Below are 16,493 nucleotides of genomic sequence, written 5' to 3' on the forward strand. Positions count from 1 at the left end.
TTTAATGCTCTGCCATTCCATAATACAGTTCGAAACAAGGGCCTTCAACCTGTTCGTGGTCAGATGTCGGAAACCGACAAAGGACGAAGCTTTACGTTTATCGCACAGGTATAAACTTTCCCTTTGAGCAAATTTGCCTAAAGGGCAAACTTAAGTTAAGATGATCCTGAGAAAGGAGTCGTGTGAACCCCAAATGAAGTCAACAACTTACGATTGCTTCCCCACAGAAACAGCCATGTTGGAGGTGTACGCATAAGCGGAAAATGATGGCCAAACCAACTTTGCGGCATTTAAAAAAAGAAGCGACAGAGCAATCGCTAGCGATCGCAGCATTTGAACTTGCAGTTGAACATGGTCTGGACGGCTTCGTTGTTGAAGATATCGTGCAAAAAGCCGGTTACTCCAGAAGAACTTTCGCAAACTATTTCACATGTAAGGAAGAAGCTGTTGCGATGGGAGCTACAGCTGTTCATAACACTACTGAGTTCGAGAATTTACTCACCCAGATTCCCCCAAATACCTCCTTGCTTGACGTTCTGTATCAACTCATCCAGATGCAGCTTACAGCGGATCTCATAGGAAGATTGCGTGAGCTTTTGGTACTTTCAAAAAAATATCCGGTGTTAGAGCCGCATTTCCTTGGAGTATTGCACCAGATGCAGACGACTGCGCAAGAAACATTGTTAGACTTGTCTAACGGAAATGATGACGAGGTATATACTTATCTTCTTATAAACGCAGTTTATGGGATTATTCTTCCTTTAATTGACGGAAGGCTTAATGTGCTGCTCCCTGGACAAAAGAAGAATGACTATCCAACCACTGAAGCTGTACCGTTTGATGAGTTTTTAGAAACCATGTTTAGTTATTTGCGCAAAGGATTCTGATGCGCCAGCAACCCATATTCACCATAGAGGGAGTGTAAAATAGATATATGTCTACATTATTGTATAGATTGGGGAAAACGGCTTTTCGTAAACCGGGGTATTTCATCATTGGTTGGGTATTGATTCTGGGTATTGTCATTTCTATGATCAGTATCAATGGTATTCATATCAGTTCTGAAATGAAAATTGAAGGCACGGAATCACAGAAGGTCTTGGATCAATTAGCTAAAGAATTACCTGCCGCCTCCGGCGGGCAAGGAAGTGTTGTGTTCAAAGCACCTAACAACGAGCGTTTGGATACACCTGAGCGTTTGGCTGCAATAACGAAAGCTGTTAGTGAAGTTTACGCATTGAAGGATGTGATTAATCCTGCGGATTATGCAGCTGAAGCTAGCAGTTCGGGAGCAACCGCAGACATGGCTCAGGCTTCGAATATGCAGCAGCAATCAGCTGCAGCCTCTCCTCCTCCCTATGGTCCTCTAATGATGGATGGTGTTCCTGTACCTGGTGTCCTTCTCTCTTCTGACGGAAAGGTTGCCCTGTTTCAATTTCAGTTTACCATTGAGCAGTCTGCAATTACTCAAGATGGTTTTGATTCTGTAATTGACTCCGTTATGACTGCCCAGCAAGGAACCAACATCACCGTGTTACCGGGCGAAACACTCAAAACGGTAGCGATCGGTGTGGGATCGGCAGAGATTATCGGACTGATCATTGCTATCATTGTTTTGCTAATCACCCTGGGTTCCGTCGTTGCGGCAGGTCTGCCTCTTGTCACTGCACTCCTCGGTGTTGCCATTGGAGTAGGTGGAGCGTTCTCGATTTCCAAATTTATAGAAATGCCAAGCGTTACTTCCGTCCTGGCTCTCATGGTTGGTCTCGCCGTCGGAATCGATTATGCTCTCTTCATTGTCAATCGCCAGCGACGAATGATTATTGATCAACGCTTGAGTGCACAAGAGGCGACTGCAAGAGCCATTGGCACATCGGGCAGCGCTGTATTTTTTGCCGGATTAACCGTCATCATTGCACTGTGCGGTATGCTTGTCATCGATCTCACCTTCTTATCTACGATGGCTTTAGTTGCGGCGGCTACCGTTCTTATTAACGTATTTGTTGCCCTTACGCTATTGCCCGCTTTACTTGGACTAGTTGGTGAACGCATCTGTTCTCCTAAAGCACGCGAGAAAAGCACCAAACATCCTAAAGCTGCTGGCCGCGGGATTGCTCACAGATGGGTGAAATTCGTTATCAAGTATCGTTGGATCACCATTATTGCCATCGTCGTGCTTCTCGGGGCTGCAGCCACACCTATAACAAAAATGGAAATGGGTATCCCGGGAGCTTCTTCAGCGAATCTGGACACAACAGCAAGACAAGGCTATGACGCCATATCCGAAGGCTTCGGAGAAGGATTTAACGGACCCCTTATTCTGGTCGCAGAGCCTAACAATTCTTCCGCTCAGGTGACTCCGGAACTCTTGGGCAGTCTTATGCAGGAACTCCAAAGCCAAAATAACGTTGCACAGGTTACACCGCTAGGTATGACAGAAGATTTGGCTATCTTTAGTCTTATTCCCGAAACGGGTCCCAACGATAAAATCACCAAAGATCTGGTGAATGAGCTGCGATCTACTGAATCGAGCGTTGCACAGACGAATGACGTTAAGATTGGTGTTACCGGCTTCACTGCCGTTAACATTGATATGTCAGCCAAATTGGCGCAGGTATTCCCGATCTATGTAGGAATTATTATCCTGCTGTCGCTTATCATTCTTCTCTTGGTATTTCGTTCGATTATCGTTCCAATTAAAGCAACGATCGGCTTCCTTCTTAGTATTCTGGCTACATTCGGGATCACTACTGCTGTATTCCAGTGGGGCTGGCTCCATTCACTCTTTGGTTTCGACACTGGCGGCCCGCTGCTGAGCTTTATGCCGATCATCGTGACAGGTATCCTGTATGGTTTGGCAATGGACTATCAAGTCTTCCTTGTCAGCTCGATGCGGGAATCATACGTACACGGTCACAGAGGAACAGAGTCTGTTGTTCATGGTTATAACCAGGTAAGTCGTGTAGTTGTTGCCGCAGCGGTGATCATGGTCTCGGTATTTGCTGGGTTCATCTTCACAGATGACGTCATGATCAAACAGATTGGTTTCACATTAGCTGTAGGAATTCTGATTGATGCTTTCATTATTCGGATGGGGTTGGTCCCTGCCATCATGGCCATTTTCGGTGACAAGGCTTGGTCGCTTCCAAAATGGCTGGATCGCATTCTACCGAATCTGGACGTTGAGGGCGAGAAGCTGATTGCTACACTTAATGCTAAAGATCATTCCAACTCTAAGTCTTGATCGTCAAGTATTTGATGATAGTACAAAAAAGCCCGTTGACCAGTTTGAAGTGCACCCCTTAGAATAGACATTGGAAAAACCCCTGGGTTTAGCCGATGAAATTCTAGGGGGTGTATTTTTTTATGGCGATTAAGGGACAAAAGTTTAAAACGTATTCGGAGAAGATAAAAAATGAGGCTATTCGTTTGCATACGGTTGAGGGGTGGACTTATCGAAAGATTAATGAACATCTGGGGATTCATGATCCAGGACGAATGAAGCGCTGGATGCGAAAATATCGGGAACAAGGTGAGTTTGGACTGATGGATCAGCGAGGTCGACGTAAAGAATACTTGGATCAAGACCGCTTTGTACAAAAACTGAAACGGGAGAATGAGTTGCTAAAAAAGTGCTTGGTCATCTGGAAGGAGGAAGCAAACAAGAAAGATTTCAGATCATAGAAAAAGTAGCGGCATACGGTGATATCCAGAAACTTTGTGATGTGTTTGGCGTGTCACGGAGTGGATTTTATGCCTATGTAAAACGTAAACGATTCGATCGCGACGCAAAGGCGAAGAAACAAGTGCTTCAAACGTATCAACGATATGAAGGCAAATATGGTTATCGGCAGCTCCAGTTGTTCCTTTGGCAAGATCAGGGGATTTGGATGAACCACAAAAAGGTGCTCCGCCTGATGCAAATGCTCGGTATTCAATCTCGAATCCGTCGTAAACGGCGCTCCAGCAGCTCGTATACACCTGCGCAGCGTGTAGCAGAGGACCTCTTGAAGCGAGATTTCAGTGCAGAAAAACCGAATCAGAAATGGGTAACGGACATTACCCAGTATCGTGTAGGAGAGCGCTGGATATATCTTTCAGCCATAAAGGATCTGTTTAATAACGAAATTGTGGCTTACGAAATAGGCGAACGCAACGACAATGAACTGGTGCTTCGCACATTCAGCAAGGCGTTTGCGAAGCAAAAAGACGTGACCGGACTGGTCGTTCATAGCGACCAAGGATTCCAGTACACGTCTCATGCTTACCACGACATGCTGCCAAAGGTTGGCGCCCGAATCAGCATGTCTCGCCGAGGAAATTGTTATGACAATGCCTCGATGGAGAGTTTCTTCTCGCATCTCAAAACGGAAGGACTCTATCCTTATCATATCCGAACGCTTAGCGAAGCACAAAGCAAAATCGAAAAATATATCCGTTTTTACAACCGAAAACGGCCACAACGGAAACTAAAAAAACTGACGCCGGTAGAGTACCGACGCCAGTTTGCAGCCTAGGGTCTTTTTATAATGTCTACTAAATGGGGTCTTGACCAGTTCGGTCAATGGGCTTTTGTTTTGTTTATCTTCCCGCTTTTAAAAAATGATTCAACCAAGCTTATAGTGCTTTATTCCTTCAAGCTTTCCATAAAATAGTGCAGTGCGTTGGATACCCACTTCTTTGGATGAAGAACGAGCTGAATTTCGAGTTGAAGTTCTGCATGTTCAAGGGGCAACACTTTCAGTTCCCCCCGCTCGATTTCCTCCATTACAGCCATTTGCGGCAGAATTGAGATACCCTCTCCTGACTTAATACTTCTTTTGATTGCTTCCGGATTGCCAAGTTCCAGACCAATCCGATAGGGGATTGAATTTGCACGAAGCACCCGTTCAAGCAGCTGCCTGTAATTACAGGTATCTTCAGGCATGATCCATTCCATGTCCTTTAGATCATTCAATTCAAGCTGTGCTTTGGCGATCAGCGGATGTTGCGGATGCACGATCAGCAATAGCGGTTCTTGACGAATGGTAATCCACTGCAAAGCTGGATCACTCGAATCATCTGCAAGAATAAGCCCGATATCGGCTTCACCCTCTCTGACCTGATGCAAAATCAATCCCTCACGATTCGTATGCAATCGTATGTTGAGATCCGGGTATTCCTTACGGGCAGCTTGCATATATGGAGGTAGAAAGTAAGAAGCGATGGAATCCATCGTACCGATCGTCAAAGAGCCACCGCCCTGCTTCGCCATTTTTTCCTTGGACTGCTCAAACAATTCCAACATCTGTCCGGCAAGCTTGAACAGCTCTTCCCCGGCAGAAGTTAAGCGAATCTTGTTATTGCTGTAGCGTTCAAACAGTTTGACTTGATATGCTTTTTCCAGCTTTTGAATCTGCGTAGTAACACTGGATTGTGCATAACCCAGCACTTCTGCGGCTCTGGTGAAGCTCTCGCGAATGGCAACTTCTCTGAACGTCTGAAGATAGATTAAATCCAACTTGCTCACCTCATCGAAAATATTGATGACAACCATCATTTGTTATAGGTAACTGTGATGCTGGTTCCTATGATACATTAGTTTCAATATAACGGGAAGAGGTCGTTGATTATGATGAACGAACAACATGTTCAAGGAATTTATATACCGGTAATTACCCCTTTTTCGGATGACAACAAGTTGGACATTGAATCGTATCGGAAGTATGTTACCCATCTTGCGGAACATGACATTCAGGGTTTGGTCGTAAACGGCACGACTGGAGAATCTCCGACCGTCTCCTGGGATGAAGTAAAGCAGATGGTTGAGGTAACCAAAGAGATTTTGATAAGTCTGAACAAAACCATCCCCATCGTTGTGGGGACAGGAACAAATGATACCTATTCGACGGTCCATCGGACCGAAATGGCCGCAGAATTAGGAGCAGATGCTGCTCTGGTGGTCACTCCCTATTACAACAGGCCCACGCAAGAAGGTATTCTGGAGCATTTCTCCAGCGCGTCCCGGACAGGACTGCCGATTCTGGTCTATGAGATTCCGGCTCGAACCGGAAGTCGAATGACCTTAGATACGATGAGAAAAGTCTTGGATCTGGACGGGGTTATTGGCCTGAAGGACAGCACTGGCGGTTTGGATCTGCTGCTTGCTCTAACCCAATATGAGACGAAACCTGTACTATGCGGCGAGGATGCGTATTTCCATGCGATGCTGTGTCAAGGCGCCGCAGGCGGGATGGTGGCCTCTGCCAATATTCATACCCAACGGTATGTGGAGGTATATCAGCGTTTTGCATCTGGTGACGTGAATGCGTCTAGAGACAGCTTTAAGCAACTGCAACCGCTGATTAGTGATGTATTTGCAGAACCTGCTCCAGCCTCGATCAAATGGTGGCTTGCTCAGCAACAGCTGATCGCCTCTGCAAAATTGCGTCTGCCGCTGACTGGCGCATCCGAGAAAGCAAAACAAAGGCTGTCGGATACACTCGCAAATATGGTCGTACCCACTTAAACAAAAGCACATCTTACTAAGACCTATGAATACATTCAGTCTGATATAGTGAGTCAGATTGGTTTGGAAATAAAACACAACCCGTATTGATAAAACTCAATACGGGTTGTTTTAACTTTAACTAGAGATCTCCAGAAGGAGAACGAAATCATGCTAATCCACCATTCATAAGGGAATGCTGTTCACTACTTTGAATCTTAAAAGTAATCAGAAAAGTAAGGCGCCTGCTGCTCGATAGCATCTTCTAACAAATCAAGCGTTTCTGGATCACATTTAATGCGGCCAATCTTATGCAAGTACTCCGGACGCTTATAGCCTAACAACATGGTTGTCATGGTTTGGATGTTTATGCTGTCTTCACTGCGTCGGCTTTGACTTCGAACCACTCTTCCGCTTCCATTCGGTTCAATGTGTAGTGTAAATGTGCCTTGATTCCAGAACAGCAAAGGGTCCTGCAATGTAAAGGTCCATTCTCTCTCCATCGCTGCGGGTTTGAACGGATATTTTGAGATAAATTGCTCTATGTCCACGATCCGTGCCATAAAGTATGGGGAAATCGTTTCCTTAATATCAGCATCTTCCAGCAGAAAGGCTAGCTGTTCATCGGTATGAATATTGCCAACCACCTTGGAAATCATTGAAAAATGCGCACTAATGAAATTCCACAGCCCACTTCGCGCCTCTTCATGAATGAAAATCATATCTTTGACGTGAAATACTTCTTCTTCAATCCAATATAATATGTAGCCATCAGGTTGACCGTCTTCCCCATAATAGACAGCTGCAGTTAAGTCATCGGAATCCCATCGCCAGTACTCACTCCACGCAAGTTCTTTTCGCAGCATGGCCCCATGGGTTTGTATGGAGAAACGTTCATAAGCCGTCCTCACATCTTCGCTTTCGGGTTCTACACGTGCCACATCACCAGGAACAGGTTTGTTTTTGGGTAATTGGAAATCTTGAACCTCAAACACAATTTTATCAGAAATGATCTCCCACCCTTTACGGCGATAATACGGTATGGAATAAGGATACAAGTAAGAAATGGATTGTTTCTTTTCACGCATATTGGTGAGAGCTTGCAGCAGCAGTTTGTTCATTAAGCCTTGACCGGAATATTCAGGAAAAGTACCTACACCTGTTACGCCACCCATAGCGTAAGTTTGGTTAAATATCCGAACCTCAAATGGATATATGGATACCTGAGAAATCAGTTTTTCTCCATCAAACCATCCAAGTACATCTGCTTGTTGTAAAACAGGTGACTTCTCATGGAGGATTTCGCTTTCTTTCCATCCATGTTTGTGAAGATCATTATGAGTGACCTGAAATACATAACGTAACAGCTGACTGTATTGCTCTAAATGGGATATATCCACTTTTTTCATTTTTAAATTTTGCTTACGGTGCATGCCAGTTATTCTCCCTTAGTTTTAAATTATATTATTTACCAATTGCTTGAGAATAATGCTGGCATTAACCTTTTTTACGTTCGTTCTTTTGCAGGTACTAACTTTTAAAAGTCTCAAATGTAAATCCTTCCAACTCTTCTTCAGCTTCACGCATCAGGTCCAACAAATGATCTGCATACTCTCCCAGGGAGTTGCGGCTTGCATCAAAATCAATCCACTGAATGGTAAGTGGCATGGGCATGAAGCCAGTTAAGCAATCCCATAATGCATCCAAATTCCGACCATACGTTTGTCCTAATTCGAGTCTGGTCTGAAGCACGTCATGTAATTCTTCTTTACCATGAATATCCTTTCCATTGATGACTACGGTTTTCATAATATCACCCTTTCTCTATTCGATTTGTTCGAACGTACGGTAATGATCAGTTGTTTTATAGATCAAACCATCATTGGAGTATAGAATCCGATCGCTCCCCCGCGTTCCTCCCGAATAGTTAATGTCTGCTTCGTACCAGGTTCTTCCTTTTTTCTTGGGTAACAGCCCTTCCCGATTTTGAAATACGTCACCGCCTATGCTTTTGCCTGGGGCCACTTTTTCCAAATTGCCTTTGCTAGGCTCCCATCCTAATACTCTAGCCTCTTTCTTGGTTATATAATTTTCCGGAAGTTCATTATGCTCCGAAATATACTTGGCTACTTCATCAAACTGCGTAAGAGCGGCATTCTCTTGAGATGAGCCATTTAATGAAACCGTTTCGAGTGAGCAGCCTGTGAACAGGATGGTCGCCAGAATAATAAGCAAAGCACCTAACCATTTTTTTACAACCATTGATTTTGATCTCCTTCTGAAAAATTAGCATCCTCCCCATCATAACATGTTCCTTTCGTAGACTCCTCTTTATATTCTTTTCTCGGACTTTTAGCCATCCCCAAAATAAAAGGCTGGAGCAGGGAATACCCCGCTCCAACCTTTATTATTCTTGCCTGCTTACGGCTCGATCCCCCAAACCAGTTGACCGTTGATATACCCGGTAACCTGTTCATGGTTTGCGAACTGAGTACTGGATGCCTTAAACGAGTAATCGTTAGCCTGGTTGTAATTGGACCAGTTGTTTTTGGAGAACCGTGCTTGAATTTCTGCGCTTTGTCCGGGATGAAGTGTTCCAGCAGAACTCGAAAAACCAACTTCCAAAACATAATCCGCTCCGGTAACTGGCGTTGCCAATTTAACGAATTTGCTGGTTACATTTGCACTCCCAATACTTGCCCAGTCAGACCAGAAGCTCTGTGCTTCTTCCCCGTCAATCGTATAATAATACCTTATTTTCACATCACTCAATTGAATCGCCGAATTACCGTTGTTGACTACTTTGAATTTAGGTGAGATTCCGTTGGTGGACTCACTTGTATTACCATTAAAGGCTTGGATCGTCAAGTCCCCAGAGGGTACTGAAACGCTGCTGTCCGCTACGTTTACTGTAAGAACAGCGTTATTTCCTCCGCTAAAATGAAAGGTTATCGCATGCTGACTTAGCGGCAGTGTGGAAAGATAAGATTTGCGCAAAACGATAGCCGTACTTGATGCCGTATAATCCTGGCCCGATACAAGTGTATAATTTCCATTCGTTATGCTCGTAAGCTGTTTTCCATTTAAGGTAAGGGACAAGGAAACATCCTGCGCTAGATTCGCTGCTTTATCAAATGTTGCATTCACGGGCGAAATTACAGCGTTTGCGCCTGGTGTTGAATCAACAATTTTAACTTTTAATACAGGATCTTGCCCTTGATTAAAATCAAAAACGATGGAATGGTCGCCAACTGGCAGTCCGGCTAAGAATTCTTTTTTCAGCAGCAACGTACTACCGCTTAACGTATAATCCTGATTTGCAGTCAATGTAGTTGTACCTACCCGGAGAGCGGCTAACGTATTACCGTTAAAATTCACGGTTATGGCTTTGTCGCTTGGATTGGGCGTGTTTTTGTCAAATTCAACGGTTGTAGGTGTGAGGGACGCATTTGTTGATGGATTGTTAACCTTCAAATTAGGCAGTTCATCCAGCGTAATCACATAATCGCTTTGATAAAGCGTTTTCAGAGTGGCCGGATAATTAAAGGCGGAACTCATGAGATGCTCTCCATACCATGGGCAGAAGTAAAGCCATCCCGATTTTTCCTCCGTCAGATTCTGTACACTTGGGACGGTGTCGTTCTCCGTCATGGCCACCATTTTTTTGCCGTTAGTTAAATCAACCAGCTGATAGAAGATCGAGGTAATAGCATCCTCATTCGGTACACCCGACAGACCGTCATTCCGGTTGTAGATCGTATTGTATTTATCATAACCGACAATATCTACCTGATCGTCACCAGGGTACCATGCAGGAGAGGTATTATACACGTAGCTGTTGTAAGTCCAAATCAAGTTGTGTAGTCCGTATGTCTCTGTAAGTTCAGTATAGAGCAGATCCCATAGTTGTTTGTACACATCCGCACCTGCGGAAGCCCACCAGAACCACGCGCCTTCCCCATTTAACCCACCGTTGCCCTCTGCCTCATGATATGGCCGGAAAAGAACCGGCACATTATTATCTTGCAGAATCAACAGCTGCTCCGCCAGATCCTCAATAGTACTCATTACGTATTGATATTCTTTCGTACCTGGAATCACCGCGTTGGCTGTATTAAAATTGGTTTCTGTTGGCTTGTAGGTGGCCTCCTTCCAATCCACATAATCCCCAAGCTGGTAGGTCGTGATATTTCGGGGCACATTGATATGCCATGATGCGGTCGCAATTCCATTCCGGTTATTCACCCAATCGATCATTCGATCCGTTGTACCGTCTTCCCATCCGTAGAGTGGATTATAGTTCATAAAATCAAATCCGCGGATAGCCGGATATTTCCCGGTTAAATTATGAATCCAATCAAACTCCAACTCCGTATTGCCATCATTCCCACCTCCGTAAATCTCCTGCTGACCGGCGATAATGTGATTGCCATAAACCTCGGTTAAATAATTCATTAGAAGTTGTGTTTCGGGTGTGGCTTGAGAATCGGTGAGGACAGGCTGAACCTCCAGCGGATCCAAATTGGCATAATCCATAGTGAAGGTGTCGAAATAAGCGAATCCCCAACCAGCCTTCAGCTGAATTGTGTTACTTCCCTGGTTCAGCTTGTGGTATCCAAAATTGAAATCAGACCATGTGGTTGTGTAAGGCAGCATATATGAGCCCTTGGTAACGCCATTAACGGATAAATATTGTAGTCTGCCGTCAGCGCTTAACTCCTGCATGTATCGGGTGGAGATCGCATACATGCCCGTTTCCGGGACAGTCACTGTGAAGGTTATCGTGCCGGAATTCTGCATCCAGACAAATCCACTCCCCGAAAATCCGGGCTTGGGTTGTCCGTAAATTTCTGTCGTCACTTGAAGATCGGAGGAAAGTAAAGCGTTTTCGCTTTCGATCGTAAAAAGTGGTGAGTCTGCATGAACGGGTACGGTCATCAATCCAAGAAGCAGAGTCAATGCCAGCATTAATACGCCTGTCTTTTTGAGCAAAATCTTCATTATCATCTTCCTTCCCATTTTAAAATATGATAAAGAATGATTCCTCTGTTCACTCATGATGGCGCTTTCATTGTAAACATAGCATATGTATCAATTTTTGCAAATATATGGACGGGAATTTTAGTGCTTTATCATGCAAATGAAGTTCATTTAGCAGCTATATTCCACTGCAGGTGTTTCATATCAACTCTATAAAAGTACTCGTAACAGAAAAAGATCTTGTAACGATAAAAAAGCCGCAAAATCGCGGCTTTCAAAATGTTAATCCTCTCATTTCCGGCAAATGTAATCCTCTTATTGGGCAGTATATCCTCCATCAACGATCAGGCTATTTCCTGTCATATAGGATGAATCGTCGCTAGCTAGGAACAGTACAGCTTTGGCCATTTCATCTGCTTGACCGAGCCGCTTCATTGGTGTTGCCGCGGAAAGAGCCTGCTTACTCTCTTCTGGAATAATCGGTGTATCAATGAAGCCTGGGCAAAGTGCGTTCACCCGAATGTTTTTCTCAGCATATTCGAGTGCGAGTGAACGAGTAAGATTCACGACGCCACCTTTTGCTGCATTGTAGGCAGCAGAACCAGGTGAACCAACCCATCCGTACATGGAAGCCGTGTTGACGATAGTCCCTCCGCCAATTTTGAGCATTTCTCGGATCGCTTCACGTGCGACCAAGAATACGCCGTCCAGATCTACATTCACCGTATTGCGCCACTCAGCATAGTCAAGCTCATGCGATGGATGAACACGCCCGATTCCTGCATTATTAAATACGATATCCACTTTACCGAAAACCTCTACGGTTTTTTTGAAAATCTCAGCAACCTCTTGTTCACTTGTGATGTTCGCTTTAATAAAAAGGGCGTCAGCTTTAAGCGCTTTCAGTTCTTGCTCAAACGCCTTACCTTTTTCTTCATTTAGGTCCACCAAGACCACTTTGGCTCCTTCTGAAACGAATAAACGTGCTGTCGCTGCGCCGATTCCGGATGCCCCTCCCGTAATAATTGCCACTTTGTCTTGAAGTTTGCCCATGATTAAATCCTCCAGTATACTATTTTGAATAGCACCTATTCACATATGTGCTATATGACGTTTACAAATATAATTGTATGCTTAAAATTGTAACAATCCAATCATTAAGATACGTTGATATGTCTACTACATAGACACTTGGTGAAACAATGTCTATTTTTATAGGAGTTTTTATGTATGAATGATGAACAAATTATGAAATCTCAACAGCGCAATCGAACCGAGGAGCATCTTAAAAGCGCTCTGATTCAGCTCATTAAGAAAAAAGGCTATCATGCCATCTCTGTCAAAGACATCGTTGATCAGGCGGGTTATAATCGCAGTACTTTTTACTTACACTACCAAGATTAATTTGTGCTCGCCGAAGACTTGTTGGATACGAAGCTCGAAGGTCTGAGACTCGCCGTAGGCAAGTCATACTCGCACGGTCAAAAGGTCTACACCAACAAGCTTAATTTGGAATCCTTTCAAATCGTTAATTATATCTATGAAAACCGAGACTTCTTCGAACTGATTCGATATGATGACACATTACCTGGTTTGCATACAGGTTTTCCTCAAACAATTCTGAAAATATATGAAGAGCAGTTTATCTTCGAGACGATCAACGATTCCCCTGTGAACATGGAGTATTTTAAGTACTACACGGCTTACGGCTTTTTTGGGATATTAAACAATTGGATATTAAGCGATTTTCGCGAATCACGTGATATGTTTATCAAAAACGTGATCGAACTGTCAAAAACACATATTCATTCTTTTCATTATGTGGGGATCAAGTTGGATTAAACAGTAGATTAGTTAAATTTAATTTAGAGACAAAGAAGGAGAATCTTGTCCTCCATTCTTTGTCTTTTTCCCTTTTACTTATAGAATATAATCAATAATATTTCCTTAATGTTCCATATTTAGAGAACTATCTTTTCGATAGTCTGCATGTGGAGGTCAGCTCCATTCACTCCAATGGTAAGAGTCATTCTCATCACTGTTTTACTGGAAAGGGGTCGCAGGTCCTCTTTTTACCCTCCCGTACCCGTAACACTCACTAAGATGCGGTCGATATCCGGCGCGTACCCCGTCGGCTGGGAAAATAGCAGCGTATTGGACCCCGCTTGCAGATGCACAGTCGTCTCCTGAGAGGCCACTGTTGTCCAGCCGCCGGAGCTTGGGAAGTTGAGCGTCGTACCCGCCGCTCCATTCGCACTTAATATGGCGGCTCGGGAAGCCTCGCCATTCAGATACTGGATGGTCAATTTGTAGTTGCCTGCGGACGGTGCAGTTACACCATTGAACTTCAGCGTGCCTCTACCGTTGCCTAGATATCCCACTTTTCCACCGCCTGAGCAAGTCGTGCAGTCCGCAATGACTGCAGAGCCCCCTAATGTGTTCCCTACTGCCTCTGCCTCATAGCTGTTAGCACCAGAAGTCGGAGGTGTAACCGGCGTCACGGGTGGATCAGTCAGTATTGTAGAAGTCGTAGCACTCGCAGAAACATGGAAACCGGACAGTGTCAGCCAGCCATCTCGATTTGCATCCTGACGGGTGTTCGCAAAGCGAAGGGTTTTGCCGCCGGAAAGTGGGTTGACAACTCGCATGACCAGCCTGTAATCCCCGGCTGGAAGGTTGTGATTCGCACTATACGAGAAGGAATAGTCCGTGGCTCCAGGCAAGATGCTTTTCAGATTCCACGATTCCGTGCCGAGTGACTTAACCCATGTATCAGCAGCATTCAGTACACCAAACTCAACCTTCCAATTGTAGTAAAAGGGGGCGACACCTTTATTCTGAAGTTTGACGTTGACTTGCAGTGAAGACGCCGATGAATCGCTCAACTGTACAGAGGAATTGTACAGCGTGTAGCCAAGCATTTTATGAGCTCGCAGCGCATTAAGCTTAGCCGTCTCATCCGGTAGAGAATTTTTGTACACACGATCGTACATTAGCCAAGAAGCGTGAGTCGTTTCGACTGAGGTCTGGAAGTCCTCACCGTTTTGGTTGGGCCAATGCTGCCAAAAACTCGCATCCTGCTGGAGCGGTGGATAGAGTTCGCCGCCAATCGGATGAGTCTTCCAGATGTTCTGCAGGCCGTTTTGCGTAATCAAATTCCAGAATCCCCAGTCATTTTCGAACAGCGTTTCGTACGAAAATGAATCATCATGGTAGCCAAAAGCGTTTTTCAAATCTGCTGTACTCGCCGAATAAGGGTACCTGGCCAGGACCTGGGTCTTCTGAAACGCACCCTTGAATGCGGAAAGCAGCCCGTCACGGTTACTCTGGTTCATCTCCCAATTTGTTGGATCGGTATTGTAGGGCCATGTATGCCACTCTCCCCAGAAGCCGTATAATCCTGTCGTCAAGAAGCCGATCCGCGGATCGCCATCGTAGCGGGCCCCAAGTGCGGCGACGAACTGGCGCAACGCCTGATTCAGATTAGCGTCGTTCCAATCGGGGGCCAAACTGTGCGTAGATGTATCGTGGTTGCCATTCTGGTCATAATCCCGGGTCATAAGCCCCCCGTTGATTAGAAATTGCGGAATACCACTCGTACGACCCGGATAGTCGACGTAGACGCGGAAAGCCGCTTGGTTACCCCGACTAGCGATGTCATTCAGATAGGCATCCAGCGGTGCCCAGTTGTACGTGTTCCAGTCCGTCATCAGGTCGCGAAGCGAAACGTAGAACCATTCCATACTGTGCGGGAAACTGTTGTTCGGATCAACACTTTCCGAAGGGAGCTTGGAGAAGGGTAAAAAGCCCTTCAGTGGATTTAGCTCCAGCCCCGCTTTGTTCGGATCATAGGTTTGGGCCTGCCACTCTCCGGACGCATAAGCATGTGTAGGCTTGAAGTTCATAAACACGATCGAGCCTAGTAGACAAAAGACGGCCATCATCAATCCTAGCCTTGCAAGTCTTGCATTCGACATTGCATCGTTCACTCCTATCCGTATGGGATTATCTATTAAAAAGGGCAATGTACTTACTCCCCAGCCATACTCACCCCCTCTCCAGCTCGGAATTCTACGCATTAGTGAGCACAAATCTCGTTTCTACTTGTTGCAAATAGCTAGTAAACGTGGTGGTACGCGCCCAGCCAATTTTCTCAGATTGCATGTACATGATCCAAAAGGTCATCGGGTCATCCCTTACTGGCACTAAAAGCGACACCCTCGATGAATCTCCGTTGGAAAATGAAAAACAGTATGAGCATCGGAACGACAGCCATGAACGCACCAGCCATCAATACAGGATAATCCGTACCGAACATGGAGACAAGTGTCGCGAGGCCTGCTGACAGCGTCAATTTTTCCGGTGAACTGTTGATGATTAGTGGCCACTGTAGTTCATTCCATGACCAGAGCAGTTGGATGATGACGACTGCAACCAGCGCTGACTTGACAAGCGGCAGCATGATATAGCGAAAGATTTGGAACGGATTGCACCCGTCGAGCACTGCTGCTTCCTCCAACTCTTTGGAGATGCCGAGGAAAAATTGACGCAGCAAAAATGTCGCAAATGGGCTGACGAGCGAGGTGATCCAAAGTGCAGTCGTCGTATTCACCAATCCAAGTTTGCTCATCATCAAATATTGCGGTGTATAGAACACCGGGTTGGGGATCATCATGACCGAAATGATCAGAAAAAAACACAGTCCTCTACCCGGAAAACGAATCCGTGCAAACGCAAAGGCCGCCATCGCGCTGAAGACGACAGGGAACAACGTCTTCATGAACGCAGCCATCAGCGTGTTCGCATAGTAATGCAGGAAGGCTGATTGCTTGAGGGCGTCCACATAACCTCTGAAGCTTGGCTCCGCAGGGAGTATGGTGATTGGAATCTGGGTCGCCTCCGTCGTCGTCTTGAGCGACGTAAGGATCATCCAGAGAAATGGAAGCACCATGACGGCTGCCCCAGCGATCAGAACCAAATGAATAATAAGGTTGTTTCTATGCTTCAAAGAGACAACTCTGCTCAC

13 protein-coding genes and 1 pseudogene are annotated in these 16,493 nt (G+C 45.2%); 6 read left to right on the forward strand and 8 right to left on the reverse strand.

The window, feature by feature from the left end; all coding sequences use genetic code 11:
- Positions 1–263: 263 nt before the first annotated feature.
- The 4 genes from Q0V21_RS01330 (at position 264) to Q0V21_RS01345 (ending at position 4,517) form a co-directional block, all read left to right on the forward strand.
- The gene (locus Q0V21_RS01330; protein ID WP_301877210.1) at positions 264–887 is read left to right on the forward strand and encodes a TetR/AcrR family transcriptional regulator; all 624 of its coding nucleotides are present in this window, start codon (positions 264–266) and stop codon (positions 885–887) included.
- Between the two features lie 47 nt (positions 888–934).
- A complete protein-coding gene (locus Q0V21_RS01335; protein WP_301877211.1) occupies positions 935–3,244 on the forward strand; it encodes an MMPL family transporter in 2,310 nt (769 codons plus the stop codon).
- Between the two features lie 122 nt (positions 3,245–3,366).
- Positions 3,367–3,684 (forward strand): helix-turn-helix domain-containing protein, encoded by a 318-nt coding sequence (locus Q0V21_RS01340; protein WP_079350485.1) that lies wholly within the window; start codon positions 3,367–3,369, stop codon positions 3,682–3,684.
- On the forward strand, positions 3,633–4,517 hold the full coding sequence (locus Q0V21_RS01345) for an IS3 family transposase (protein ID WP_301877212.1): 885 nt from the start codon (positions 3,633–3,635) through the stop codon (positions 4,515–4,517). The genes Q0V21_RS01340 and Q0V21_RS01345 overlap by 52 nt, the downstream gene beginning before the upstream one ends.
- Positions 4,518–4,627: 110 nt before the next feature.
- Here the strand turns inward: Q0V21_RS01345 and Q0V21_RS01350 are convergent, their stop codons facing one another.
- Positions 4,628–5,500, reverse strand: a complete 873-nt coding sequence (locus Q0V21_RS01350; RefSeq protein WP_301877214.1) for a LysR family transcriptional regulator — start codon at positions 5,498–5,500, stop codon at positions 4,628–4,630.
- Positions 5,501–5,611: 111 nt separating this feature from the next.
- Between Q0V21_RS01350 and dapA the strand changes: the two genes are divergently transcribed.
- Positions 5,612–6,508: a 4-hydroxy-tetrahydrodipicolinate synthase gene (gene dapA, locus Q0V21_RS01355; RefSeq protein ID WP_301877215.1), complete on the forward strand. Its 897-nt coding sequence runs from the start codon at positions 5,612–5,614 to the stop codon at positions 6,506–6,508.
- Positions 6,509–6,705: 197 nt separating this feature from the next.
- On the opposite strand, the gene Q0V21_RS01360 is transcribed toward dapA, so the two are convergent.
- The 5 genes from Q0V21_RS01360 to Q0V21_RS01380 form a co-directional block, all read right to left on the reverse strand.
- Positions 6,706–7,920: a GNAT family N-acetyltransferase gene (locus Q0V21_RS01360; RefSeq protein ID WP_301877216.1), complete on the reverse strand. Its 1,215-nt coding sequence runs from the start codon at positions 7,918–7,920 to the stop codon at positions 6,706–6,708.
- 97 nt (positions 7,921–8,017) lie between these two features.
- The gene (locus tag Q0V21_RS01365; protein WP_285075307.1) at positions 8,018–8,296 is read right to left on the reverse strand and encodes a barstar family protein; all 279 of its coding nucleotides are present in this window, start codon (positions 8,294–8,296) and stop codon (positions 8,018–8,020) included.
- A 15-nt stretch (positions 8,297–8,311) separates the two neighbouring features.
- Complete coding sequence (locus Q0V21_RS01370) at positions 8,312–8,749, reverse strand: ribonuclease (protein WP_301877218.1); 438 nt, start codon at positions 8,747–8,749, stop codon at positions 8,312–8,314.
- Positions 8,750–8,908: 159 nt separating this feature from the next.
- The gene (locus Q0V21_RS01375) at positions 8,909–11,488 is read right to left on the reverse strand and encodes a glycosyl hydrolase (protein ID WP_301877219.1); all 2,580 of its coding nucleotides are present in this window, start codon (positions 11,486–11,488) and stop codon (positions 8,909–8,911) included.
- Positions 11,489–11,782: 294 nt separating this feature from the next.
- Entirely contained in the window at positions 11,783–12,520 is a 738-nt protein-coding gene (locus Q0V21_RS01380) for an SDR family NAD(P)-dependent oxidoreductase (RefSeq protein ID WP_285075304.1), read from the reverse strand.
- A gap of 177 nt (positions 12,521–12,697) precedes the next feature.
- Here Q0V21_RS01380 and Q0V21_RS01385 point away from each other — a divergent pair.
- Positions 12,698–13,309 (forward strand): annotated as a pseudogene (locus tag Q0V21_RS01385) (TetR/AcrR family transcriptional regulator).
- Positions 13,310–13,539: 230 nt separating this feature from the next.
- Here the strand turns inward: Q0V21_RS01385 and Q0V21_RS01390 are convergent.
- Positions 13,540–15,444 (reverse strand): DUF4832 domain-containing protein, encoded by a 1,905-nt coding sequence (locus Q0V21_RS01390; RefSeq protein ID WP_301877221.1) that lies wholly within the window; start codon positions 15,442–15,444, stop codon positions 13,540–13,542.
- Positions 15,445–15,656: 212 nt separating this feature from the next.
- The gene (locus Q0V21_RS01395) at positions 15,657–16,493 is read right to left on the reverse strand and encodes a carbohydrate ABC transporter permease (protein WP_301247712.1); all 837 of its coding nucleotides are present in this window, start codon (positions 16,491–16,493) and stop codon (positions 15,657–15,659) included.

The sequence above is a fragment of the Paenibacillus sp. 11B genome (assembly GCF_030487755.1).
GTDB lineage: Bacteria > Bacillota > Bacilli > Paenibacillales > Paenibacillaceae > Paenibacillus > Paenibacillus vandeheii.